Genomic DNA, 23,899 nt, shown 5'->3' with positions numbered 1-23,899 from the left:
GGTCCGACGACGGAGGACGGCGATGCGATTCGTGGTGTACGGCGCCGGCGCCATCGGCGGCGTGATCGGTGGTCGGCTGTTCGAGGCCGGCCACGACGTGACGCTGGTCGCGCGCGGCGACCACCTGGCGGCGCTCCAGGCGCGCGGCCTCGAGCTGGTGTCGCCCGAGGGACGGACGACGTTGCCGGTGCCGGCGGTCGGTCACCCCTCGGAGCTGACGCTCGACGACGGCGACGTGGTGATCCTGGCGATGAAGACCCAGGACACCGCGGCGGCGCTGACGGCGCTCACCCCCCACGCGCCACCCGGGATCGCCGTGGCGTGCGCCCAGAACGGGGTGGAGAACGAGCGGCTGGCGCTGCGGTCGTTCGCCCACGTCTACGCCGTGCACGTGGTGTGCCCGGCCACCCACCTCGAGCCGGGCACCGTGGTGGTGCACTCGGCGCCGGTCGGCGGGATGTTCGACCTCGGCCGCTACCCCACGGGCATCGACGCCACCGCCGAGTCGCTCGCAGCGGCGCTGCGCGAGGCGACGTTCGAGTCGGAGGCCCGGCCGGACATCATGCGCTGGAAGTACCGCAAGCTCATTATGAACCTGGTCAACGTCGCCACCGCCGTGTGCGCGGAAGGTGCGGGGTTCGCCGACCTCGTGCGGCTGCTGCGGGCCGAGGGCGAAGCGGCGCTGGCGGCGGCGGGGATCGACCTGGTGACCGTCGCTGACGACAAGGCCCGCCGCGGCGACCGGCTCCAGCTGCGGCCGATCGAGGGTGTGACCCACAACGGCGGGTCGACGTGGCAGAGCCTGGCCCGGGGCACCGGCAGCATCGAGACCGACTACCTCACCGGCGAGGTGGTGCTCCTCGGCCGCCTGCACGGCGTGCCGACCCCCGCGAGCGTCCTGCTGCAGCGCCTCGCCCACCGGGCCGCGGCCGAGCACCTCCCGCCGGGCCACCTGCCGGCCGAGGAGGTCCTCGCTCAGCTGGCGTGAGACCGGCGGCGGCGGGGTCGGGTGGAGAGGCGCTCGAAGGACGCCCGGTCGCAGATCATCAGGGCGGCGCGCTTGTCGGGCAGGTCGATCTCGGCGGCCTTGCGGAAGCCGAGGAACGCCAGGAGCGACAGGAAGTTGTGGTTGCCGACGTCGGGCTCGCCCACGAGCCGCTCGACGCCCGGCCGGCCGAACAGGAACCGGTTGGTGGCCAGGCCCAGCGACACGCTGAAGCGACCCCGGAAGTCCTTGTCGCCGATGAGGACGTGGGCACCCAGGTCGCCGGGCTGCACCGGGTACCGGTCGCCGAGCACGTCGTGGGCCGGGTCGTAGGCCTCCAGGTAGCCGACCGGCAGGTCGTCGACGAAGGTGACGAAGTTGTCGCGGTGGGGGGCGTCGTCGTGTTCCCGGAGGTAGGCGGCGATGCGGTCGACCGGCCACGCCATGGCCCAGTAGCGCTCCACCTCGGGCTCGTGCATCCACCCGTGCACCAGTGCCACGTCGAGGCCGGGGTCGACGGGCCGGGTCCAGATCACCCGGTCGCGGGTCGCGGCCCGCTCCTCGTAGACGGCCCGGTCCCGCAGGAGCGACACCGCGGTCACACCAGCTCCAGCGGGTTGTCGATCCAGCCCGACGCGGCGGCCACGGGGCGTTCGGCGTCGTCGCGGTAGCCGCGCTCGAACAGCCGCACCCTGTTCAGGCACAGCTTCACGAAGGCGGGGGCGTCGAGGTCGAAGAGCTCGTAGCGGTCGGTGAGGTCGGAGGCGTTGCGCTCCTGGTAGGTGCGCAGCGCCCGGCGGGCGGAGTCCCAGAAGACTGGCTCGGGGAGGCCGAAGCAGTCGTCGAGCAGCTCCGACAGGTAGCGGTAGACGCACACCAGCAGCCCGCCCTGGATCCACTGCACGATGACGGGCGCCTCGAGGCCGTCGCCCAGCACGTGCCGCACGTCGGCCGGGAGCGAGGCGAGCTCCGGCAGGTCGTCGGCCGACACCATGGCGTCGTCCACGAAGTCCTTCACCACCAGGCGCTCCGGGGCGTCGTCGCGCAGCACCAGGAGGCAGTTCTGCCCGTGGGGCGAGAACGTGACGCCGTAGCGGTAGAGCACGTGCACCAGCGGCGGGAGCACGGCCCGGTGGAGGCGGTCGACCCACTCGGCGACGTCGAGCCCGCTGCCCGCGATCAGGGGGGCGAGCAGCGGCACGCCGGCGGGGTCGCGGTGCAGCAGGGCGGCCAGCGTCAGCGCCCGCTCGCCGGGCCGGAGCTGCGACGACACGGGGTCGCGCCAGATCGCCCCGAGCATCTCGGTGTGCTGGTAGGGGATGTCGGGGATCGCCGAGAAGGCCCGATGGGCGACCGACACGCTGGCCACCTCGCCCAGCAGCGCGAGCCCCGCCTCGGCGAGGAAGGGGTCCTCGGCGACCAGGCCGGTGAGCCACTCGGTGAGCGCGGGGGCGGCCAGCGCCCGGTCCCGGGGGAGGCCCCGGTACACCGACGTGTTGAGGATCGACAGCGGCAGCTTGAGGTAGCGGCGGTCGGGGTGGTCGACGTCGGCGAGCGTGCGGATCGACTGCTGGGGCAGGTAGCGGGCCGGCGCCTCGCCCAGCGGGACGAGCGTGCGCCGGGCCAGGTCGGCGGCGTGGAGCGGCACGATCTTCTGGCGCCACTGCCAGGGGTGGACGGGGACGTAGGTGGCGGTGTCGGGGTCGAGCCCGCGGCGGGCGGCCTCGTCCCGCAGCTGGTCCCACACGTCGTCGCCCACCTGTTCCTGCACCAGCGTGTGGTGGTCGAGCCCGGCGACCTGGCGGGTGTCGGCCCGACCCGGTGCCGCCGCCAGCCACAGCAGGCGCAGCGGCCGGGCGGCCTCGGGGGTGAACGACGCCAGGTCGTCGGCGTCGAAGCCCAGGCGGCCCTTGTTGGCGGCGATCCACGGGTGGCCCCGCATCTCGGTCTCGACGGTGGCGGTGTCGGCGTGGGCCAGCTCGGCCGACGGGCGGCCCTTGGCCAGCTGCCAGGCGTCCGACAGCACGGTGTTGGCCAGCTCGGCGATCACCCCGGCCGTGGTCGGCGCGTCGACGCCCAGGGCCGGCAGCGCGACCGCCACGATGTCGGTGACGTCGGGCAGCGGCTGCTCCTCGCCCCCGACCTCCCACCGCAGCGACTCGGGTGCGACCCGCCAGTGCCCCAGGTGCTTGCGCGACGCCGTGTACGTGAGCGCCGTCGCAGCAGCGACCGGCAACCGAAACTTCGACGGAGATGGCGCTCCAGCGACCGTTTCTGTCGAAGTTTCGGGTTGGGGCGAGAGGACGTCCTCGAAGGTCAGCTCGGTGACGATCTTGGCCAGCAGCTCGCGGTTCGCCCGGTCCCATACGACCGGGTCGAGCGCGGCCAGGATCGCGGTGTGCGCTGGAGGGCTCATGGGGCGCCGAAGGACTGGAACACGTTGCGGTCGCGCACCGGGTACACCTCACGGTCGGCGAGGGCGTTGACCACCACCGAGTTGCGGTGGGCGCCGAGGCCCAGGTCGGGGGCACCGACGCCGTGGGTGTGCAGCTCGGCGTTCTGCACGAACAGCGTCGACTTGGGCCGGTCCACCAGGCGCAGCCGGTAGTCGTGGTCGACGACCGGGCGACCCCGGCCGTCGCGCTCCACCAGCTCCGGGGCCAGCGGCAGCGGCGCCGGCTCGTAGCCCGTGGCCAGCACGACGACGTCGGTGTCGTGGGTGAACGCCACGTCCTCGTCGAGGTGGTGGAAGGCCAGCCGGAGCGGCCCGTCGTCGCCCGCGACCTCGATCCCCCGGAGCTCGCAGGCCGACCGGTACGCGACCGGCGGGTCGTCGCCGTCGATGGTCGCCTCGTACAGCGCGTCGAAGACGGCCTCGCTGGTCTCGGCCGAGATGCCCTTGTAGAGCAGGTCCTGGCCCGCGCGCAGGGCGTCGCGCCGCGCCTCGGGCAGGCCCTGGAAGTAGGCCGTGTACTCCGGCGTGAAGTGCTCCAGGCCCAGCTTCGAGTACTCCATCGGCAGGAAGCCCCGGCTGCGGGTGAGCCAGTCGAGCCGCCGGTCGCCGGGGGCCGCCAGCAGATCGGCGAACACCTCCGCCGCGCTCTGGCCCGAACCCACCACGGTCACCCGCTCGGCGGCCTGGACGTCGGCGCGACGGGGCAGGTAGCCGGCCGAGTGGAGCACCCGGTCGCCCGGCTGGTCGGCGGCGCCGGCCGGCAGCGACGGGCGGGAGCCCACCCCCAACACCACCGCTGCCGCCTGGTGCTCCTCGCCGGACGCCAGCACCACCGTCCAGCCCTCGCCGGGACCGGGGCGCACGGCGTCGACCCGCTGCCCGAACCGGCACGACGGCAGCTGCTCGGCCACCCAGCGGCCGTAGGCGTCGTACTCGCGGCGGGGCACGTGGAACCGCTCGTAGAAGTAGAAGCGGTACAGGCGGCTGCGGCAGTGCAGGTAGTTGAGGAAGCTGTAGGGGCTGGTCGGGTCGGCGAGGGTCACCAGGTCGGCCAGGAACGGCACCTGCAGCGTGGTGCCGTCGAGCAGCAGCCCCGAGTGCCACGAGAACTCGGGCTTGGCCTCGAAGAACACGGCGTCGACGTCGGTCACCGGCGCCAGCAGCGCCGCCAACCCGAGGTTGAACGGCCCCAGCCCCACCCCGACGACGTCGTAGTCGGTCACCGCCCGGTCACCGGTCGATCGCGGCCAGGTCGCCGGGCCAGCGCTCCACGCACGTCGACCGGGTGCAGGCCAGGATCAGCGCCCGCTTGGTGGGCAGGTCGACGGCGGCCAGCACGTCGTAGCCGAGCGCCTTGCAGTAGCCGAGCATGCGGGTGTTCAGCTCGTTGGGCTCGCAGATCACCCGCTCGATGCGCGCAGCCCCGGGCTCCGCCAGCAGGTAGGCCAGCACGGCCCGGCCCATCAGGCGCGGCAGCCCCGAGCCGATCGCCGATTCCTCGCCGACCAGCACGTGCCAGCCCCGATCGGTCGGGAGCACCGGGAACCAGTCGGCGAGAGGGTCGTCGGCCGGGCGGTAGGTCTCCACGTACCCGAACGGCCCGACGCCGTCGGCCGACACGATCCACGGCACCAGGTGGGCGCTGCCCCGCTGGCGCAGCAGGTAGTCGCGGGTCTCGTCGACCGTGCGGTCGGGCCCCCACCAGGGCGCGACGTGCGGGCGGTGGAACCAGTCGTGCAGCAGGGGGGCGTCGACGTCGGGGTCGGCCCGGTCGAAGCGCAGGGCGACCTCGGTTCCCGGCAGGGTCACGGACCAGTTCACGGCAACCCCTGTTCATTCCCGCTCTTGGCGCCTGGCGGCGCCGGGCCGCTCGGGCCACGCTCGCTCTTCGCCGGGCCTCGCTCGCTGGCGCTCGCTGCGGGCGGACGCTCGCTCAGGGGGTTCGGGACCGACACGTAGACCGACTGGGTCTCGATGTCGCCGACCAGCTCGTCCATGTCGTGCAGGCGGGTGCGGAGGTTGCCCTTGCAGGGCCAGCGGGGGTCGTCGAGCAGGTGGTCGAGCAGGGTCGCCGGGTAGCGACCCCCCAGCTGGCGCTCGGTCTCCAGGCAGCGCCGCAGGTCGCCCAGCAGCACGGTCTCGTCGGCGCAGCCGCCTGCTCCCAGCGCGTCGACGACGCCGAGGGTGAGGTTCATGAACGGGTAGTACACCAGCCGTTCGTCGGCCAGGTCCTCCGGAAAGACGGATTCCGTGGCCTCGCCGAGGCCCGGCAGCACCCGCACCACGTCGGCGTGGGCGGCCTCCCGGTGGAAGTAGCCCTGGCTGTCGCGGTACACGCAGCGCTGCGGCAGGCCCTCGGCGTCCAGCTCCAGCAGGGTGTTCTGCTGGTGCGCCTCGAAGCACAGCCCGGCGTCGAGGTACAGCCGCACGATCGACACCACGGCCACCTCGCAGAACCGGGCGAACCACGCTCGGCCCGCGTCGGCAGGTGGGATGCCCCGGCTACCGGCGAGCCGCTCGACGATCGCCTGCAGGCGGCTCGCCCCGCCGAACGGGTGGTCCTGGCACAGGCTCGTGACCGAGGTGACGTCGGCGGTCGACCCGGCCGGCCAGCGGTTCTGGCGCAGCAGCACCGAGAACCCGTCGACCACCCGTCCCGCGAACACCACCGTGAGGTAGGCGGGGTCGTCGACGTAGGCGAAGGCGGGAGCGATGCGGGCCGCCTCCTCGCCGAGGGCGCTCTGCCGGAACCGGTGGGCCTCGACGGCGCGGTCGAGCTCCTTCGGCAGCGTGACCCGCAGTGAGTTGGTGACGGCCACGTGCAGCGAGAACTTGAGCTGCCACGGCCAGCCGGCCTGGAAGACGGTCCGCACCGACGTGGTGGGCGTGACCGGGCTGCCGTGGGGGCCGAGGTCGACCAGGTCGGCCCGCTCGAACATCAGGGCCACCTCCGGCTGCTCGCGCAGTTGGGCCAGCTCCCACGGGTGGGCCGGGAGCAGCACCCGGTCGCCGAGGCCGGCGAGCAGGGTGTCGAGCCGTTGCTGGTCGGTGCCCGGGTCGGCCCGCAGCATCTCCTCGATCAGCCGGGGAGCGGGGGTGCCCGTGGCGCTGTCGTGGCGGACGACCTCGGGGCGGGCCGCCAGCCACCGCAACGGGAACCTCGACTGCAGCTCGGGTGAGTAGGCCCGGCGGGCGGCGGGGCTCATCTCGCCGCGGCTCTTCGGCGTGGGGTGGAGCGGGTGGCCCAGCAGCAGCGCCTGCTCCGACTCGACGAACCCGAGCGGGTCGGCCGACCACAGCCGGTCGACGTCGTCGCCCCGGGCCGCCAGGTACTCCGTCACGTTCTGCAGGCTCTCCACCATCCGGGCGAGCAGCGTCACCGGCGGGTCCGTCCCCGGCCCGGCCAGCTCCTCCAGCAGCAGCCCCGCCAGCGCCGGGAAGCCCAGCGGTGTCGGCGCCGCGTCGCCCACCGCCAGCCGCACCGGCAGGTCGTAGCGATGCCGGAACGCGGCGCTGCGATGCCGGAGCCCCGCCACGACGGCCGCCGCCCCGTCCCGCACCGGGATCGTGAGCACCCCGCCGTCGACGTGCGAGCCGCCGTCGGCCTCGCGGATGTAGCAGTTGAGCAGGGTCTCGGTGGCGGCGGCCGTCGCGGCCCCGAGTGCCCGGCCGTCGTCAGCCATGGCCGGCCTCCCGGACGAGGGTGAGGAGCGGGACGAGGTCGTCGAGCGTGGTCGTCGGGTTGACCAGCGTCAGCTTGAGGGCGACCCGGCCCCGGTGGCGGGTGCGGCCCAACACCGCCCGGCCCTGGGCGAACAGGGCCCGCTGGATGGCGGTGTTGGCGGCGTCGAGGGCGTCGCCGTCGTCGCTCCCCGGTGGCCGCCAGCGGAACAGCACGGTCACCGACGACACGGGCGCCAGCAGCTCCAGGTCGGGCGTGGCCGCGACGACCTCGGCCGTGGCCGCGGCCAGGTCGACCAGGTGCTCGACCATCGCTCCCATCCGGCGCCGCCCGGTCGACCGCAGCGACACCACCACCTTGAGGGCGTCGAAGCGGCGGGACGTGTCGAGCGAGCGGCCGACGAGGTTCAGCGGGCCGCTGCCGTCGTCCGCGTCGTCCTCGTCGTCGGCGCGGTCGAGGTAGTCGCTGGGGTGGCGGACGAGGTCGAGGCGCCGGCCGTCGCGCGCCAGCAGCAGCGAGGCGCCGATCGGCTGCCAGCACAGCTTGTGGAGGTCGGCGGTGACCGAGTCGGCCGAGGCGATGCCGTCGAGCCACGGCCGCAGGCGGTCGCTGAAGGCGAAGGCGGCACCGACGGCGGCGTCGACGTGGAACCAGGCGCCCCGGTGGGCGGCCCGCTCGGCGAGGGCGGGCAGGGGGTCGATCGCCCCGAGGTCGGTCGTGCCGGCGGTGCCCACCAGGGCGATGCAGCGGAGGCCCTGGCGGTCGAGGTCGGCCAGCGCCTGGTCGAGGGCGGCGACGTCGATCCGCCCGCTGCCGTCGGTCGCCACCGGCACGACCGCCCGGTGCCCCAGCCCCAACACCGCCGCGGCTCGCTGCACCGAGAAGTGGGCCGCCTCCGACGCGACGATCCGCCAGGTGCGGGCTTCGGCGGGGAGACCGTCGGTGGTCACGTCGCCCCGCGCCAGCAGGAGCCCCAGCAGGTTCGACGCCGTGCCCCCGGCGGTCAGCACGCCCGACGCCCCGGCCGGCAGCCCCAGCAGCCCCGCCGTCCACCGCACCAGGTGGTCCTCCAGCAGGGTGGCCGCCGGTGCCTGGTCGTAGGAGTCGAGCGACTGGTTGGTCACACCGATCGCCAGCTCCGTGGCGGCCGCCGTCAGCAGCGTGGTCGTGTGCAGGTGGGCGACGCAGCGGGGGTCGAACGGCCGCACCCCGTGGGCCAGCACCCGTTCGCCCACGTCGGCCAGCACCTCGTCGAACGGCACCGGGTCGTCCGGGCACACGTCGATCGCCCCCACCAGCTTCGCCAGCGCCTCGGGCGAGACGTCCGGCGCCGGCCCCCGTTCGGGCTGCAGCACCCAGCAGTCGAGCGCGTCGACCACGGGTGCCACCACCTCGCGCAACCGACCCGGGGTGCCGTAGAACAACTCTGCGTTCAAGCGGGGCCTCCGGCGGGGATCACCGCCAGCGCGGCGGCGAAGGCGTCGATCACCCGGTCGACCTCCTCCGGTCCGATGACGAGCGGTGGCAGGAAGCGCACGACCGCGTCGGAGCGGCCGCCCACCTCGACGATCACGCCCCGGTCGAGCATCGCCCGCTGCAGGAACGACGCCACGGCACCGTCGGGCTCGGGGACGCCCGTGCGTCCCAGCCGCGCCGGGTCGACCAGCTCGACGCCCACCATCAGCCCCCGGCCCCGCACGTCACCCACCCAGGGGCAGCCGGCCGACACCGTCCGCAGGCCCTCGACCAGCCGGTCGCCCACGACCGCGGCGTGCTCCACCAGCCCCTCGCCCACGACGCAGCGGATCGTCGCCGTGCCCGTCGCCATCGCCAGCTGGTTGCCCCGGAAGGTGCCGGCGTGGGCACCGGGCTCCCACACGTCGAGCTCCCGCCGGTACACGATCACGGCGAGCGGCAGCCCGCCCCCGACGGCCTTCGACAGCACCAGCACGTCGGGCTCCAGGCCCGCCGGCACTGACGCCCACAGCTCGCCGGTGCGCCCCAGCCCGGTCTGCACCTCGTCGGCCACCAGCAGCGTCCCCGCCGCCCGGGAGGCCGCCCGCACCGCCCGGCCGAACGACGGCGGCGCCGGGTGGACACCACCCTCGCCCTGCACCGGCTCCACCACCACGGCGGCGGGCGGGGCGATGCCGCTGTGGTCGTCGTGCAGCGCCCACTCGACGGCCCGGGCGCACAGCACCGCGCTCTCCTCCAGCGACGTCGTGCCGAACGGGCACCGGTACCCGGCGGGAAAGGGCAGGTGGTGGACATCGGGCAGCAGCGGGCCGAGGGGGCGCTTGGGGCCGACGACGCCGGTGAGCGCCAGCCCGCCGGCCGTCATGCCGTGGTAGCCGCCCCCGAAGGCCACCATGCCGGTGCGCCCGGTGGCGGTCTTGGTCAGCTTGAGCGCGGCCTCCACGGCGTCGGCCCCGCTGGGCCCGCAGAACTGGATGCGCCCGTCCTGGAGCGACGGTGGGAGCACCGTGAACAGCTCCTCGATGAAGGCGTCCCGGGTGGGGGTCGTCAGGTCGAGGGTGGTGAGCGGCAGCTCGTCGCGCAGCGCCGCCTCGATGGCGGCGACGATCGCCGGATGACCGTGGCCCAGCGGCAGCGCGCCCGCCCCGGCCAGGCAGTCGAGGTACTCGTTGCCGTGGCTGTCCCGGACGTAGACGCCCTTGGCCGAGACCAGCTCGATCGGGATGCGCCGGGAGTAGGTGCGAGCCGCGGACTCACGATGACGTTGGCGGGTCAGAGCGGGAACCTGCACGTTAAGTATTCCTAACACAACGAACGGGCCGCGAAGACGACGTTCCGTGCTTACCTCGGGTCACATTCGAGAAGCGCGGCGCGGCCCCATGCGCCAAACTGCACCCCGTACGCAAAATCCACTTGGGGGGATGACGCGATGGCTGCGAAGAACGTCGACCCGGGCCTGCCGATCAAGCTCGACCCGGTCTCCAACTGCGAGTACGCGCCCGAGCCGGCGTCCGAGCTGGTGCGCGAGGCACAGCGCCGCGCCCGCGAGATGTGCGACGAGAACGCCCGTCGCATCGGCATGGACCGCCGCCGCTTCCTGCTGTCGTCGATGGGCGCGGCCACCACGCTCTACGCCCTCGCCGCTTGCTCCGACGAGGCGTCCGACGAGGGCACCAAGCCCGGTGGCAACTTCGACGTGCCCGAGGACGCCATGGTCGACCCCGACGTCGCCCTCGACACCCTCGGCGACGACATGCCGGTGATCGACATGCAGTGCCACCTGCTCGAGTACCCGGCCGGCTACGAGGGCTTCAACTTCGGCTCGATCTTCGCCGGCGCCCGCGACTGCGAAGACCCCGAGCTGTTCAGCTGCTTCAACACCGAGCGCTGGATCGAGGAGATCTTCGACCGCAGCGACACCACGGTCGGGGTGCTCTCGGCGCTGCCGGCGGTCGGCACCTACGACCCGCTGTCGGCCGAGGTGATGGACAACTGCCGCCGCGAGGTCGAGAAGCTCTGCGGCGACAACCGGATCCTCGTGCAGGGCCACGCCTGGGCCAACGTCGGCGAGCTGCCGGCGGCGCTGGAGGCGATGGAGCAGGAGCACGCCGACTACCCGATCTCCGCCTGGAAGGCCTACTGCAACGTGGGCGACGGCTGGTTCCTCGACGACCACGACCCCGAGGGCAAGCCGGTCGGCGAGGCCTTCCTCAACAAGGTGGAGGAGCTCGGGCCCAACATCGTCTGCGTCCACAAGGGGTTCGGCAGCGTCGGCACCCCGAAGTTCGCCGACCCGGTCGACATCGGCGTCGCCGCCACGAACCACCCCGACATCCGCTTCTGCATCTACCACTCGGGCTTCGAGACCGGAGTGCCGGAGGGGCCGTACGACCCCGCCAACCCGAACGGCGGCGTCGACCGGCTGATCAAGACCGTGGAGGACAACGACATCGGCCCGGGCGGCAACGTCTACGCCGAGCTCGGATCCACGTGGAAGGTCCTGATGGCCCAGCCCGACGCCGCCGCGCACGTGCTCGGCAAGCTGCTCACGGCGTTCGGCGAGGACCGCATCCTGTGGGGCACCGACTCGCTCTGGTACGGCACGCCGCAGGACCAGATCCAGGCGTTGCGCACCTTCGAGATCAGCGAGGAGCTGCAGGAGCGCTACGGCTACCCGGCGCTCACCAAGGAGATCAAGCACAAGATCTTCTGGCAGAACTCCGCCCAGCTGCACGACATCTCGATCCCGCGGCTGCCGTGCCGGCCCAGCCAGGAAGATGCCGAGCAGGCCCGCCAGGAGACCCGGCTGAGCAACCGCACCTACGGCCCCCGCACCTGGAAGGACGCCCGCGCCTGGTTCCGCGCCGATCACCCCTGGGTGTTCAACCGCGGCTAGGAGCTCCGCGGGGTCGTGTCAGAGACGGGCGACGACGAGCGCCATCAGCTCCTCGGCCCGCGGGTCGGACAGCGACGTCGCGGCGCCGACGACGTTGAAGTGGACCAGCGCCCGACCCTGGCGGTGCACGACCTCGTAGCCGGCGAAGGTCTGCCCCGCCGCCTCGATGGTGAGGTGGGACGCCCACGAGTCGTCGCCGTAGGGACCGAGCGACGCCGGCTCCATACGTATGACGTACTCGATGCCGGCGTCGCTGCCGCTACGGGCGCACGACGCCATGCGGGTGCGCCAGGCGTCGAGGGCCCGTTGTGCCGTCGCGTCGTCCGGGTGGAGGGCGACGGTTTCGACGGCGCCCAGCTCGGCGTTCTCCAGCGACGCCTGGGCGGCGTCGTCGGGCGGGCCGTAGGTCAGCGGGTCCTCGACGAGGGGTGCGCCCGCGCAGGTGGTGGGCGACGGTGGGGCGCCGACGGCCCATCCCGGTCCGAGGTCGGCCGGTGTGAGGAGCAGGCCTTCGGCGGTCGCACCGGCGTACGGGTCGGGGGCCGCCGTGGTCGTGGTCGTCGACGCCGCCGTGGTCGACGGGGGGTCGACCGGCTGGGCGTCGTCGGAGTCGTCGTCGCCACCGCCACCGCAGCCGGTGAGGGCCATGGCGAGTGCCGCCGCGACCAACGTCGAACGTGACATCGGCGGCCTCAGCGGCCGAACATCCCGAGCCACTCCTGCACGTTGCGGGGTTTGAAGACGAAGTTCATCCGGCGGGTCTCGCCCAGCGACGCCGACGGCTCGGCCGAGTAGAGGTGGCCCGGGAAGAGGATGGCGTCGTCGGGCACCTTGGCGAGCTTCTGGGTGAGGCTGTCGTAGAGCTGGGCCGCGTCGCCACCGGGCAGGTCGGTGCGGCCGCAGCCCTCCAGGAACAGGGTGTCGCCCGACACCAGGTAGCGGCCGTCCACGAAGAAGCACTGGCTGCCGGGGGTGTGGCCGGGCGTGTGGATCAGCTCGATCCGGACGCCACCCGCCTGGACCACATCGCCGCTCCCGTGCTGCACCAGGTCACCGAGGCCCGCGCCCGTGACCCGCTGGACCCAGGGGGCCTCGTCGGCCTGCACGTGGACGGGCACCGGCTCGAGCGTGAGCAGCTCCCGGACGCCGCTGATCTGGTAGCCCATCATGTCGCCGCCCACGTGGTCGGCGTGGTAGTGGGTGGCGAGGGCGCCGACGAGTCGCATGTCGTCCGCGGCGAGGACGTCGAGGAGGCCCTTGATGTCGTAGGCCGGGTCGATGGCCACGGCCTCGCCCGTCTCCCGGTCGCCCACGAGGTAGGTGAAGTTCACCATCTGCCGGGCGATCGGGTCGTCGCGGGCGATGTCCCTCCCGCACAGGATCTGCTTGAAGTACAGGCGATCGTCGTCCCCGGTCACCCGGGCGAGCGTACCGACGCCCCGCCCGACGGGGTTAGCCCAGGTCGCTCGCGTCGCTCCGGTCACTCAGGTCGCCGACCTGCCGGCCTTGGCGCCCCTCGACAAGTTTCACCTCTGTGTCACGTGACCCACGTGACAGCGGCCCGAGATTCGGCAACCTTGTAGGGCATGTTGGTTCGCCGCCACCGGATATGTCTTTGCGCGCTTTCGACGCCGTGAGCCTCGACGTCGGTGGCGTCCTCGTGACCCCCGACGCAGGAATGCTCGCCCAGGCCTTCGACCGCCGGGGCATCCCCCACGACCGCTCCCGCTTCACCGAGGGCCACTACCGGGCCATGGCCGAGGTCGACTGGGCGGGATCCGAGCCCGAGACCTTCACCGACTACCAGCGGGGCTTCCTCCACGGAGCGCGGGTGCCCGACGAGTACCTGGAGGCCGGCGCCGCCCTGCTCGCCGAGGTCACCGCGGCCATCTGGTGCCAGCGGCTCCCCGGCGCCGTCGACGCGGCCCGTCGTCTCCTCGCCGCCGGCTACCGGCTCGGCGTGACCAGCAACGCCGACGGCACCATCGAGGACCTGCTGCGCCGCCACGAGATCCTCCAGGTCGGCCCCGGCCCGGGCGTCCCCGTCGAGGTGATCACCGACTCCGGGGTGCTCGGCAAGCACAAGCCCGACCCGGCCACGTTCCTGGCCACCGCCGCCGGCCTCGGCCTCCCACCCGAGCGGATCTGCCACATCGGCGACAGCGGCCTCTTCGACGCCGACGGGGCCGCGGCGGTCGGCATGCACGCCGTCCACGTCGACCCGCTCCACATCTGCCCGAACCACGACCACCGCCACGTCGACTCGCTGGCCGCCTTCGCCGACGAGCTGACCGGCCCCGAGCACCGATCGTGAGGACCCTCACCATCCTCGACCGGCGCCACATCTTGAACGCGCTCGACGAGGAGTGGGACGCCCTGGTGGCGCTGGCGGTCGAGATGGACGGCGCCGACTGGCGGCAGTCCACCGACCTGCCCGGCTGGACGGTGAAGGACATCTACGCCCACATCGTCGGCACCGAATCGATGCTCCTGGGCCGGCCCACGCCCGACGTGAGCCTGCCGCCCAACCTGCCCCACGTCCGCAACGACATGGGCCGCTTCAACGAGACGTGGGTGCTGTCGTACAGCGAGCGCTCGGGCTCCGAGCTGCTGGGCGACCTCGGCGAGGTGGTGACCGAGCGCCGGGCCGCGCTGGCCCAGATGGACCAGGCGGTCTTCGACGCCCTGGCGTGGACCCCCGCCGGCGAGGACACCTACGGCCGCTACATGCGCATCCGGGTGATGGACCAGTGGTTCCACGAGCAGGACGTGCGCGAGGCGATCGGCCGGCCCGGCCACCTCGACGGCCTGGCGCCCCAGGTGGTGCTCGACGAGATCACCGCCGCGATCGGCTACGTGGTGGGCAAGAAGGCCGCGCTGCCCTCCGGCACCACGGCCCGGATCGACCTGAAGGGCCCGATGTCGCACCGCTGGGACATCGAGGTGGGCGACAAGGCGCGGGTCGTCGACTGGATGTCCGGCGAGCCCGACCTGATCGTCACCATGCCAGGCGCCACCTTCTGCCGGGTCGTCGGCGGGCGCCGTCCCTGGGACCACCCGTGGGTGCGTTCTGCCACCGTGACCGAGGGGGATCACGAGCTGGCGGAGCAGGTGCTGTCGAACCTCGCCTACCTGATCTGAGCCGGGGTGGTCAGGTGCTCCTCCCCTGGTGGGGACCAGGGCTAATGTCACCGCCGTGGGATTCGGGGACGACCGGTTCAGGGAGGCTGCGGAGGCGGCCAGGGCCAACATCGTCGCCCAGGGCGTGGGCCACGATCGGTCGGCGCACGGTGTCCACGGCGTTGACCTGCAGCCCCAGGACATCGAGGTGGCCCGCCGCGCCATGTCGCTCGGCGCCCCCGACCCCTACTCCCTCGTGACCCACGACGAGGTGGTCGCCATCACCGGCCTGCCGGTCGGCGGCCCGTCGCTCACCTACTCCGACGACGACCTCGGCGTCCGCTTCGAGGCCTCGGGCGGAGGTGCGGATCGGCGCTGGTCGTTCAGCATCCACGTGGGCCACGCCGCCGACGAGCGCACCCCCTTCGACGCCCGCCGCTGGTACGACTGGATGGTCGCCCTGCTGGGCCGGGCCGAGGACGTCGATCTCGGCGAGAGCGCCCGCTACCAGGACGGCCTGCTCTACGTCCTGGGCCACGGCCGGGCCTTCTACGTGCTGATCGACGCCCCGGACGGCTCGCCCACCCGGTTCTGGGCCGAGCGCCTGGCGGCCCGGGTGCTCCAGCGGTTCGCCTCCGGGGCAGCCCGCTAGCCTCATCCGGGTCTGAGCCTCTCTCCGCCCGCCGCCGACACCCAACTCACGTTCGGGTCCGCCCGCGCTCGCTGGGTGCTGCTGGCCACCGTGGGCGCCTCGGGCATGGCGTTCCTCGACTCCACCGTCGTCAACGTCGCCCTGCCCCACATCGGCGAGGACCTCGACACCGACCTCGCCGGGCTGCAGTGGATCGTCAACGGCTACCTGCTGGCCACCGCGGCGCTGATCCTGCTGGGCGGCTCGCTGGGCGACATCTTCGGCCGCCGGCTCGTGTTCCTCGTAGGCGTGGTGGTGTTCGCGGTGGCGTCGCTGGCCTGCGGCATCGCCCCCAGCGCCACGCTGCTGGTGGTGGCCCGGGTGGTGCAGGGCGTCGGCGGGGCGTTGCTCACGCCGGGCAGCCTGGCGATCCTCGAGGCGTCGTTCCGACCCGGGGACCGCTCGCGCGCCATCGGCGCCTGGTCGGGCCTGAGCGGCGTGGCCTCGGCGATCGGGCCGTTCCTGGGCGGCTGGCTGGTCGACTCCGGCTCGTGGCGGGCGGTGTTCCTGATCAACCTGCCGCTGGCCGTGGTGGTGATCCTGGTGACGCTGCGGCACGTGCCCGAGTCGAAGAACCCCGCTGCCGTGCGCAAGGTCGACGTGCCGGGCGCGGTGCTGGTGTGCCTGGCCCTCGGGGCGCTCAACTGGGGCCTGATCGCGGCGGGCGACAACGGCTGGGGCGCGGCGGTCGTGTTGCTGCCGCTGGCGCTGGGCGTGCTGTGCCTGGTGGCGTTCGCTGTGGTCGAGCTGCGGGAACGGCACCCGATGCTGCCGCCGGCGATCTTCGGCAACGCCCAGTTCCGGGCGGCCAACCTGGTGACGGTGTCGGTGTACGCCGGGCTCGGCGTGGTGTTCTTCCTGCTGGTGGTGCAGCTCCAGCAGGCGATGGGCTACTCGGCGCTCGAGGCCGGGGCCGCGACGCTGCCGATCACGGTGATCATGCTGGCGCTGTCGTCGCGGTCGGGTCAGCTGGCCGACCGCATCGGGCCCCGCCTGCAGATGAGCGCCGGGCCGCTGGTGCTGGCGCTCGGGCTGGCGCTGATGTCGACCATCGACGCCGGCGACTCGTACCTCGCCGCGGTGCTGCCGCCGGTGCTGGTGGCGGGCCTCGGCCTGGCGGCGACGGTGGCGCCGCTCACGTCGACGGCCCTGGGGGCGATCGACGAGGCCCACGCCGGGGTGGCGTCGGGCGTGAACACCACGGTGGCCCGGGCCAGCCAGCTCGCTGCGGTGGCGGTGGTACCGCTGCTGGCGGGCATCTCGGGCAACTCCTACCGCGACGGTGCCGCGTTCTCCGACGGCTTCCGCACCGGCATGCTCATCGCCGCCGGCATCGTGGCGGTGGGTGGCGTCGTCGGCGCGCTCACGATCCGCAACCCGTCCCGGGGCGACCGCCCCGAGGAGCCGGCCGACCACGTCGGCCGCTTCCACTGCGGCGTCGAGGGCCCCACCCTCGTCACCTCCCCCCGCCAGCCCGCGCAACCCGCCGCCTGACCCGCGTCACAGGCGCAATGCCGTTCAGTTGGCGCCTTCTCAGCCGCGGTCGGGTCCCCGGGTGGTGTTGTCGGGCTGTCGTCATCGTTGCGGTGTCGGGCGACCGTTTCGGTTCGTCGGCGCCGCCGCGTGTGCTGGCCGAGCGGTAGGTGCGGCGTCGGGCGACCGTTTCGGTTCGTCGGCGCCGTAACGACCGTGCGGTCGCCGTGGCGTCGGGCGTTCCTGGCCGCGGTCCCCGGGACCTTGGGTGACCGGCGCCGACGAGCCCGGTGGAAGCGCTGCGACGCCCCAGGCCCGACGGCGCCGGTCCATGTCCAGCCGAGTCAACCCGGCCGGACGACCTACGACGACCAGCGGCCGTCTCTCTGACCGTGGACGTGCAGCCGCTCGAGCTCGACCACCTGGCCCGGGATGCTCGGGTCGCAGACGGTGAACCGCCCGCATTCCTTGCACCAGAGCTTGGGTTCCGGTGTCTTCGTGCTGACGAAGAACCCGATGTCCTCCGGGGTGACGCCGGTCATGATCTGTCAGCCGACATGTGGAACTTCCACGCCGCGGATCACCAGCTCGTCCTTCACGGCAGCTAGGCGGGCAAGGGCGATGCTGTCGTTGCGGTCGACTCGTACGTAGAGGCGTCTGTACGACTGGCGCAGGTGGAAGGCGCCAACGAGCTTCGCTTGCGCTCGTTGCTGTCGATAGGCCGCTTCTGCATCTGTGAGTAGGGACATGTTGTCGCTCCCGGGGCGGACTCTCTCCGAGGGGGAGGATGCGACAGAATGCCCGACAGAACCACTGCCCAAAGCGACACGTTAGAGACACTCTTCGTGAGATGACCCCTACATGCGCAGGGAACTCGTGGAGTGGCGAGAGTCCAAGGGCCTGACTCCTGAACAGCTCGCTCACCAGCTGGACGTGAGCGTTCGCACGATCTACCGCATGGAGTCAGGGAGAACGGCGCCACGTATGGCGCTCCGGGCCAAGCTGGCCAGGATCTACGGGCGCTCGCTTGACGACGTGAGCCGCGCCATTAGAGGGACACCAAATGGACACGTTGTGCGCAAGACGCTGCGGCTGTTCGCTTCGCTGGAGCAGGGGGCGACCGAGCTCCACACGTACCAGCCGATCAGCCTTCCGGGTCTGCTGCAGACGGCCGAGTACGCCGCCGAGGTCGAGTCCGTGGGGCCGGACCCCGCAGAACCGGATGAGATCGCCCGCAGGGTCAGTCATCGCATGATGCGACAGCGAGTGCTCGACCGCCTTCGCCTCTTCGCTCTCGTCGATGCGTCGGTGCTTCTACGTGACACGGGTGGCCAGGCTGTCATGGCGCCCCAGCTCGACCATCTCCGGATGCTCTGCGAACGACGACCCAACGTGCAGGTGCGAGTAGTGCCGCTCGACAAACGGGCCCACGCTGCAGGGACGGGGTCCTTCACCCTGTTCACCGGAGAGGACGAGGACGCGCCCTACGTGGTTGCCACGGAGAATTTGCGCGGTCCGAGCTACGACGAAGACCCTAGGCTGATCGTGGAGTACCAGCGACTGTTCAGCCACCTGTGGGAGGAGTCCGATGCAGTGGCGAAAGTCCAGCTTTAGCAGCACGAACGGCACGTGTGTCGAGTTGGCTACGGATGGCGAGACCGTGTTCGTGCGGGACAGCAAGGCCCCTGACGCCGGAGCCGTGGCCCTGTCGGCTTCGATCTGGCGTGACCTGCTCGCCGGAGCGAAGTCCGGCGAGTTAGACGACCTGCTCTGAGCCTTGGCCGGATGACCACCGAGGACTCGGGCTGAGTCACGCGGGGGTCGACGGGGGTTCGGGGGGATCGGTGTCGCCGCGGGCTTCGGCCTCGGCGCGGGACAGGACCTCGCGGAGGGGGAGGCCGCGGCGGCGGGCGACCCAGGCGGCGTCGTCGTGCTCGACCTTGAGCCGGCCGGGGCTCACCTTCACCCGCACGGGTAGGCCCTCCACCTCGACGGTGCGCAGCAGCCGGGTCGACGGCCAGCGCTCCAGCGTGGCGCCCCGGAAGCCCAGCGACCCGGTCTCGGAGGCCAGCGTGCGACCCACCTGCTCGGCCAGCGCCGGGTCGACCAGGGCGCTCACCACGTGCGCCGGCCGGCCCTTCTTCATCACCACCGGCGTCACCCAGGCGTCGTGGGCTCCCGCCTCCAGCAGCGCCTGCACGGTGTGGGCCAGGATCTCGCCGGTGGCGTCGTCGACGTTGGCCTCCAGCAGCACCACCGGCTGACCGGGCCGGGCCAGGCCCACGTCGTCGCCCTCCGGCATGGCCTCGCCCAGCACCACCTGCACGGCGTTGGGCCGCCCGTGCAGCTCCCGGGCCCCGGCCCCGAACCCGCTCACCTCGATCCGCATCGCCGGCAGCGGTCCCCAGCCGGTGACGTTGGCCGCCAGCAGCGCCGCGCCCGTGGGGGTCGTGAGCTCCAGCGGCAGGTCGACGCCGTAGGTCGGCGCCCCCCGCAGCAGCTCCACGACGGCCGGCGGCGGGTTGGGGAGCAGCCCGTGGGCGGCGCGGATCATCCCGGTGCCGTGGGCGACGGCGCTGGCGCGGACCTCGTCGACGCCGAGGACGTGCAGGGCCGCGCACGTGCCCACCACGTCGACGATGGCGTCGATCCCGCCCACCTCGTGGAAGTGGACCTGCTCGGGCGGTCGCCGGTGCAGGCGGCCCTCGACCTCGGCGAGCGCCCGGAAGGTGGCCAGCGCCCGCTCGGCCACGGGCGTCGGCAGGCGCGCCTCCTCGACCAGGCCGGTGATGTGCGCCGCGGTGCGGACGACGGCGTGGTCGGTGGCCCGCACGTGCACCTGGGTGGCGGCGATGCCGCAGCGCAGCACCGGTTCGACGTCGAGCTCCCAGTCGGTCACCGGCAGTCGCTCCACCAGCGCGCGCACCTCGTCCAGGTCGGCCCCGGCGTCGACGAGCGCGCCGAGCGCCATGTCGCCGGCGATGCCGGAGAAGCAGTGGAACCACGCGACGGTCGTCATGGTGAGGGGAGGGGGTCAGCGACGGGTGTTGAACATGCGCAGCAGGGCGTAGGCGGCGCCGAAGCCGTTGTCGATGCCGACGACCATTACCCCCGCCGCGCACGACGACAGCATCGCCAGCAGCGCGGTGATGCCCCCGAAGCTGGTGCCGTAGCCGGCGCTGGTGGGCACGGCGACCACCGGCGCGGCGGTGAGCCCACCCACCAGCGACGCCAGGGCGCCCTCCATGCCGGCGACGACGATCACGGCGTCGGCGTCGTCGAGCTGGTCGCCCGAGGCCAGGAGCCGGTGGACGCCGGCCACGCCCACGTCGTTGAGCCGTACGGCGTCGAGGCCGTGGGCCCGCAGGGTGATGGCGCACTCGTCGGCGACGGCCAGGTCGGCGGTGCCCGCGGTGGCGATCACGACCTTCTCGAAGCGGTCCTCGGTGACCGGCCGCCACACGACGGTGGCGCCGTGGCGCTGTCCGCCGGGGTTGATCGACAGCGCCTCGGCCACCTGCTCGTCGTCGGCCCGGGTGAGCAGGATGGGCCCCTTGTCGGCCATCGACAGCAGCTCGCGGATGATCGCCGCGCACTGCTCGGGCGTCTTGCCGGGCCCGTAGACCGCCTCGGCGAGGCCCTGCCGCAGCGCGCGGTGGTGGTCGACCCGGGCGAAGCCGAGGTCGGCGAAGGGGAGGCGCCGCAGACGGGCCACCACCTCGTCGGGTTCGACGAGCCCGGAGCGCACCTGCTCGATCAGCCGGCGGATGGTCGCTTCGTCCACCTCCCCAGCATGACGCAGGTTGGAACGACCCTTGACATTCATTTGTTCGTTAAGTAGACAAACAAATGATGTGGAAGGGCAACCGAGAGTCCCATGAGCCGTTCGGCCGGCGGGGTCGAACGACTCGCCGGGCGGTTCCCGGCGATGCACGTCGGCACAACCGTGCACTCGTGCTCCGCACCCTGTTCCGTGACGGACCGCTGAGCAGGGCCGACCTGGCTCGTGCCACGCATGTCACCCGGGTCACCGCTTCGGATCTGGTGAGCGAGCTCCTCGACGAGGGTTTGGTCGAGGAGCTCGGCACCCGGCCCGAGCAGGGCGTCGGCAAGCCCGCCACGCTCGTGGGCATCGTCGCCGACTCCCGGTCGATCCTCTCGCTCGACCTGAGCGACGACGAGGAGTTCCGCGCCGGCCTGGTCGACCTGGCGGGCAAGGTCGTCGAGCGCGTCTCCGTCCCCCGCGACCAGCGGACCGGCGACGCCGCCCTCGACCTCGTCACCCGCCTCGCCGCCGATGTGCTCGCACGCGCCGACCGACCCCTCCTCGGCATCGGCGTGGGCAGCCCCGGCGTGGTCGACCCGGCCGGCGTCGTCCTCGAGGCCCCCAACCGGGGCTGGCACGACGTCGACATGGCCCGCCACCTCGCCCAGACGCTCCCGGGCGCCGGTGCCACGGCGGCCACCCACGTGGCCAACGACGCCAACGCGGCGGCGCTGGGCGAGCTGAGCCTCGGCGGCCCGGGCGGCCGCAGCCTGCTGCTGGTCAAGATCGGTCACGGTGTCGGCGCCGGGGTGGTGATCGACGGTCACCTGGTGGTCGGCGACCGCTTCGCCGCCGGCGAGATCGGCCACGTCGTGGTCGACCCCCGCGGCGAGCCGTGTGCCTGCGGGCGCCGGGGCTGCCTGGAGACGGCGATCGCCGCGCCCGTCCTCCGGCGCGCCACCGGCAGCCGCAGCGGCGCGGGCCGGAAGCTCGGGGTGGCGCTGGCCCCGGTGGTCAGCGCCCTCAACCTCCGCGAGGTCGTCCTGTCGGGTCCGCTCGACGTGCTCGACGAGACGTTCCGGCGGGCGGCGCTGCGTGCCGTCCAGAGCCGGACCATGCCGGCGGTCGGCGACAACGTCGACATCCGGCTCAGTTCGCTCGGCGAGGACGACGTCCTCCTGGGTGCAGCGATGCTCGTGCTCGACCGCGAGCTGGGCGTCGCATGATCAGCAACACCAGCGACCGCTGACTGGGGTCATCCACCACTGACAGCGGTCATTGTTCCGTGCGAGTCCGGCGGGCTCGCCCGTCAACCGGGCAGTAAGAGTGGAGGACACGTGAGATTCAAGAAGCTCGCAGCGGTCGGCATCGTGGGCACGCTGTTCCTGACAGCCGCCTGCGGGTCGGACGACGACGACGAGAGCGGCGGTGACGAGGGGAGCGAGGACAGCGGCAACGACAGCGCGTTCGCCGCTCCCGACCCGGACACCGAAGCCACCCTGCGCGTCTGGCTCAACGGGCCCGACACACCGCAGACCATGCGCGACTACGCCATCGAGACGTTCAAGGAGACCTACCCCAACGTGACGGTGGAGATCGAGGAGCAGGAGTGGGACGGCATCGTGCCGCTCCTCACCACCGCCCTCAACTCCGCCGACACGCCCGACATCGTGGAGATGGGCAACACCCAGGCCCAGGGCTTCGAGGCGGCGGGCGCACTGGTCGACCTGACCGAGGTCGAAGGCGACCTGGGCGGCGACGACCTGCTCGACAGCCTCAAGGAGGCCGGCTCCTACGACGACAAGTTCTACGGGCTGCCCCTGTACGCGGGGGCCCGGGTGGTGACCTACCGCACCGACCTCTTCGCTGCGTCGGGCATCGAGGTGCCGACCGACCTCGAGGGGTTCGTCGAGGCCGGGAAGACGCTGCAGGCCGACAACGCCGGCACGCCCAACTTCTCCGGCATCTACTTCCCGGGTCGCAACTGGCAGGCCATGCTCTCGTTCCTCTGGGACGCCGGTGGCGACATCGCGGTCCGCGAGGACGGCGAGTGGGTCGGCCAGCTCGCCGACGACGGGTCCGTCGACGGTCTGACCACGGTGCAGGACATCATGGAGAACGCCAACCAGGCACCGGCCGACAGCGACGACCGCAACGACTACATCGAGTTCTGCGCCAACGAGATCGGGATGCTCATGGGCCCCGGTTGGAAGAGTGGCCAGATCGCCGAGGAGTGCCCCGAGATGGAGGACAAGCTCGGCGTGTTCGCCCTCCCCGGCAGCGACGGCGCCGTGGCTCCGTCGTTCCTGGGCGGCTCGGTGGTCGGCATCTCGGCCAAGAGCCAGAACACGGCGCTGGCCTACGAGTTCCTCAAGCTGATCAGCAGCGAGGGCTTCCAGACCCAGTACGCCGAGGCCGGCCTCATCCCCAACCAGAAGGCGTTCCTCGACAAGGTCACCGGCAGCCCCGGTGCCGTCGCCCAGGCCGAGGCGGCGGAGAACAGCCGCTTCACGCCCAGCAGCGAGTTCTGGGCCGAGGTGGAGGGTGGCGACATCCTGCAGGACATGGGGACCGCCATCGGCAACGGCGACGACGTGGCGGACGCCGCGTCGACCGCCAACGACGCCATCGTCGAGATCCTCAACCAGTAGGACCGAGGACCTGACGTCATGACGACCGTGCTCTCCGAGGAACGGACGGTTCCGGGCCCACCGTCCGCCTCGGGGGGCACGCCGTCGCCGCGCCGCTCCTGGCGCCCCCCGCACCTGCTCCCGTACGCCCTGACCGTGCCGGCGCTCGTCGCCATCGGGGCCGGGCTCGGCTACCCGCTCTACCGGCTGGGGATCATGTCGACGCAGGACTACGGCCTGCGTCAGCAGTTCGGCGCCCCGCCGGAGTACATCGGGTTCGACAACTTCACCGACATCCTCGGCGACACCTACTTCTGGGAGGTGCTGCGCCGCTCGCTGGTGTTCTGCCTGCTGGCCGTGGCCCTCACGATGGTCGGCGGCTGCGGCGTCGCCGTGCTGCTCGGCCGGCTCGGCCGGGTCATGCGCACCGCGCTCAGCGTGTCCCTGCTGCTGGCCTGGGCGACACCGGCCCTCACCGCCACCGTGGTGTGGCAGTGGATCTTCGACACCCGCTTCGGCGTCGTCAACTGGGCGCTGACCAAGCTCGGGTTCGACTACGAGGGCCACTCCTGGCTGGCCGAACCCCTCTCGTTCTTCACGGTGGCGCTGCTGATCGTGGTGTGGATGGGCATCCCGTTCGTGGCCTTCACCCTCTACGCCGCCATGACCCAGATCTCCGGCGAGGTGATGGAGGCCGCGGCGATCGACGGCGCCGGGTCCTGGGT

General features: G+C 72.6%; 23 protein-coding genes. 11 read left to right on the top strand and 12 right to left on the bottom strand.

Features of this window, described 5'->3' with window-relative positions; genetic code table 11:
• Nucleotides 1-22: 22 nt before the first annotated feature.
• On the top strand, nucleotides 23-988 hold the full coding sequence (locus tag VK611_11535) for a 2-dehydropantoate 2-reductase (protein ID HMG41956.1): 966 nt from the start codon (nucleotides 23-25) through the stop codon (nucleotides 986-988).
• On the opposite strand, the gene VK611_11530 is transcribed toward VK611_11535, so the two are convergent.
• The 7 genes from VK611_11530 to VK611_11500 are packed head-to-tail and all read right to left on the bottom strand — an operon-like array spanning nucleotide 976 to nucleotide 9,889.
• Nucleotides 976-1,578, bottom strand: a complete 603-nt coding sequence (locus VK611_11530; protein ID HMG41955.1) for a GNAT family N-acetyltransferase — start codon at nucleotides 1,576-1,578, stop codon at nucleotides 976-978. The genes VK611_11535 and VK611_11530 overlap by 13 nt on opposite strands.
• A 5-nt stretch (nucleotides 1,579-1,583) precedes the next feature.
• Nucleotides 1,584-3,401, bottom strand: a complete 1,818-nt coding sequence (locus VK611_11525; GenBank protein ID HMG41954.1) for an IucA/IucC family siderophore biosynthesis protein — start codon at nucleotides 3,399-3,401, stop codon at nucleotides 1,584-1,586.
• Nucleotides 3,398-4,663, bottom strand: coding sequence for a SidA/IucD/PvdA family monooxygenase (locus VK611_11520; GenBank protein HMG41953.1), 1,266 nt, complete (start codon nucleotides 4,661-4,663; stop codon nucleotides 3,398-3,400). Before VK611_11520 ends, VK611_11525 begins: the two co-directional genes overlap by 4 nt.
• A gap of 7 nt (nucleotides 4,664-4,670) precedes the next feature.
• Nucleotides 4,671-5,261, bottom strand: coding sequence for a GNAT family N-acetyltransferase (locus VK611_11515; GenBank protein ID HMG41952.1), 591 nt, complete (start codon nucleotides 5,259-5,261; stop codon nucleotides 4,671-4,673).
• Nucleotides 5,258-7,123, bottom strand: coding sequence for an IucA/IucC family protein (locus VK611_11510; GenBank protein HMG41951.1), 1,866 nt, complete (start codon nucleotides 7,121-7,123; stop codon nucleotides 5,258-5,260). Before VK611_11510 ends, VK611_11515 begins: the two co-directional genes overlap by 4 nt.
• Nucleotides 7,116-8,558, bottom strand: a complete 1,443-nt coding sequence (locus VK611_11505) for a pyridoxal-dependent decarboxylase (GenBank protein HMG41950.1) — start codon at nucleotides 8,556-8,558, stop codon at nucleotides 7,116-7,118. The genes VK611_11510 and VK611_11505 overlap by 8 nt, the downstream gene beginning before the upstream one ends.
• A complete protein-coding gene (locus tag VK611_11500) occupies nucleotides 8,555-9,889 on the bottom strand; it encodes a diaminobutyrate--2-oxoglutarate transaminase family protein (protein ID HMG41949.1) in 1,335 nt (444 codons plus the stop codon). The genes VK611_11505 and VK611_11500 overlap by 4 nt, the downstream gene beginning before the upstream one ends.
• A 138-nt stretch (nucleotides 9,890-10,027) precedes the next feature.
• On the opposite strand from VK611_11500, the gene VK611_11495 reads away from it, so the two are divergent.
• Nucleotides 10,028-11,494, top strand: a complete 1,467-nt coding sequence (locus VK611_11495; protein HMG41948.1) for an amidohydrolase family protein — start codon at nucleotides 10,028-10,030, stop codon at nucleotides 11,492-11,494.
• An 18-nt stretch (nucleotides 11,495-11,512) separates the two neighbouring features.
• Here the strand turns inward: VK611_11495 and VK611_11490 are convergent, their stop codons facing one another.
• Both VK611_11490 and VK611_11485 read right to left on the bottom strand, forming a co-directional pair.
• Nucleotides 11,513-12,178, bottom strand: coding sequence for a hypothetical protein (locus VK611_11490; GenBank protein ID HMG41947.1), 666 nt, complete (start codon nucleotides 12,176-12,178; stop codon nucleotides 11,513-11,515).
• Between the two features lie 8 nt (nucleotides 12,179-12,186).
• Nucleotides 12,187-12,912 (bottom strand): MBL fold metallo-hydrolase, encoded by a 726-nt coding sequence (locus VK611_11485; protein HMG41946.1) that lies wholly within the window; start codon nucleotides 12,910-12,912, stop codon nucleotides 12,187-12,189.
• A 215-nt stretch (nucleotides 12,913-13,127) separates the two neighbouring features.
• Here VK611_11485 and VK611_11480 point away from each other — a divergent pair, with 215 nt between their 5' ends.
• From VK611_11480 to VK611_11465, 4 genes are all read left to right on the top strand, one after another.
• Nucleotides 13,128-13,808, top strand: a complete 681-nt coding sequence (locus VK611_11480; protein ID HMG41945.1) for an HAD family hydrolase — start codon at nucleotides 13,128-13,130, stop codon at nucleotides 13,806-13,808.
• Nucleotides 13,805-14,635, top strand: coding sequence for a maleylpyruvate isomerase family mycothiol-dependent enzyme (locus VK611_11475; GenBank protein HMG41944.1), 831 nt, complete (start codon nucleotides 13,805-13,807; stop codon nucleotides 14,633-14,635). The genes VK611_11480 and VK611_11475 overlap by 4 nt, the downstream gene beginning before the upstream one ends.
• Nucleotides 14,636-14,690: 55 nt before the next feature.
• A complete protein-coding gene (locus VK611_11470) occupies nucleotides 14,691-15,266 on the top strand; it encodes a hypothetical protein (protein ID HMG41943.1) in 576 nt (191 codons plus the stop codon).
• A gap of 75 nt (nucleotides 15,267-15,341) precedes the next feature.
• Nucleotides 15,342-16,799: a DHA2 family efflux MFS transporter permease subunit gene (locus VK611_11465; protein HMG41942.1), complete on the top strand. Its 1,458-nt coding sequence runs from the start codon at nucleotides 15,342-15,344 to the stop codon at nucleotides 16,797-16,799.
• 341 nt (nucleotides 16,800-17,140) lie between these two features.
• Here the strand turns inward: VK611_11465 and VK611_11460 are convergent, their stop codons facing one another.
• Nucleotides 17,141-17,320, bottom strand: coding sequence for a hypothetical protein (locus VK611_11460; GenBank protein HMG41941.1), 180 nt, complete (start codon nucleotides 17,318-17,320; stop codon nucleotides 17,141-17,143).
• A 319-nt stretch (nucleotides 17,321-17,639) separates the two neighbouring features.
• On the opposite strand from VK611_11460, the gene VK611_11455 reads away from it, so the two are divergent.
• A complete protein-coding gene (locus VK611_11455) occupies nucleotides 17,640-18,392 on the top strand; it encodes a helix-turn-helix transcriptional regulator (protein ID HMG41940.1) in 753 nt (250 codons plus the stop codon).
• A 25-nt stretch (nucleotides 18,393-18,417) separates the two neighbouring features.
• Nucleotides 18,418-18,552: a DUF397 domain-containing protein gene (locus VK611_11450; GenBank protein HMG41939.1), complete on the top strand. Its 135-nt coding sequence runs from the start codon at nucleotides 18,418-18,420 to the stop codon at nucleotides 18,550-18,552.
• 36 nt (nucleotides 18,553-18,588) lie between these two features.
• Here VK611_11450 and larC read toward each other — a convergent pair whose 3' ends face one another.
• Nucleotides 18,589-19,797, bottom strand: a complete 1,209-nt coding sequence (gene larC / locus VK611_11445) for a nickel pincer cofactor biosynthesis protein LarC (GenBank protein HMG41938.1) — start codon at nucleotides 19,795-19,797, stop codon at nucleotides 18,589-18,591.
• A 15-nt stretch (nucleotides 19,798-19,812) separates the two neighbouring features.
• Nucleotides 19,813-20,562 (bottom strand): nickel pincer cofactor biosynthesis protein LarB, encoded by a 750-nt coding sequence (larB, locus tag VK611_11440; protein ID HMG41937.1) that lies wholly within the window; start codon nucleotides 20,560-20,562, stop codon nucleotides 19,813-19,815.
• 170 nt (nucleotides 20,563-20,732) lie between these two features.
• Between larB and VK611_11435 the strand changes: the two genes are divergently transcribed.
• The 3 genes from VK611_11435 to VK611_11425 form a co-directional block, all read left to right on the top strand.
• Nucleotides 20,733-21,770 (top strand): ROK family transcriptional regulator, encoded by a 1,038-nt coding sequence (locus VK611_11435; protein ID HMG41936.1) that lies wholly within the window; start codon nucleotides 20,733-20,735, stop codon nucleotides 21,768-21,770.
• 111 nt (nucleotides 21,771-21,881) lie between these two features.
• Nucleotides 21,882-23,195, top strand: coding sequence for an extracellular solute-binding protein (locus VK611_11430; GenBank protein ID HMG41935.1), 1,314 nt, complete (start codon nucleotides 21,882-21,884; stop codon nucleotides 23,193-23,195).
• Between the two features lie 18 nt (nucleotides 23,196-23,213).
• A partial coding sequence (locus VK611_11425) for a sugar ABC transporter permease (protein HMG41934.1) occupies nucleotides 23,214-23,899 on the top strand: 686 nt, incomplete at its 3' end.

The sequence above is a fragment of the Acidimicrobiales bacterium genome, from assembly GCA_035316325.1.
Taxonomy (GTDB): Bacteria; Actinomycetota; Acidimicrobiia; order Acidimicrobiales; family VFJN01; genus DASXTK01.
Note: the sequence above shows the minus strand (reverse complement) of the source record. Positions and strands in the feature narration are given on the sequence as shown.